Origin of the sequence: Brevundimonas sp. P7753 (assembly GCF_013386595.1) — a bacterium.
Lineage (GTDB): Bacteria > Pseudomonadota > Alphaproteobacteria > Caulobacterales > Caulobacteraceae > Brevundimonas > Brevundimonas bullata.
In genome coordinates this window covers 1-398 of record NZ_JACARP010000141.1, presented here as the reverse complement: position 1 = coordinate 398, position 398 = coordinate 1, and the positions used below count along the sequence as shown (strand labels likewise).

The following is a 398-nucleotide window of genomic DNA, read 5'->3' as shown; positions in this document are numbered from 1 at the left end:
GTTCTGGGCGTCGGCGGCGAGAGCAATCTGCACGTCGCCATCGGCACCTCGCTGCTGACCATTGTCGCCACCTCGCTGCGGTCGCTGGCGACGCATCGGGCGCATGGGGCTGTGGACGAACAGGTGCTGAAGACCTGGACGCCCTGGGTGGCGTTCGGCGGACTGGTCGGGGCGGGGATCGCGGGCTTCACCTCGATGGAGGGGCTGGCCATTGTCTATGGCGTCTGCCTGCTCCTGATCGCGGCCCAGATGGGGCTCCTGCCCGAGCACGTCACCCTGCGCAAGGACCTGCCGACCGGCTGGGGGCGGCGTGGCGTCGGGACCGGCATCGGGCTGTTGTCCGCCATGATGGGCGTCGGCGGCGGCAGTTTCGGGGGCATGATGATGACCCTGTGCGG

At 69.8% G+C, this 398-nt stretch carries 1 protein-coding gene; it reads left to right on the top strand.

The window, feature by feature from the left end:
• Nucleotides 1-398, top strand: a 398-nt coding sequence (locus HX774_RS18405; protein WP_178828890.1) for a sulfite exporter TauE/SafE family protein, incomplete at both ends; no start/stop codon positions are given.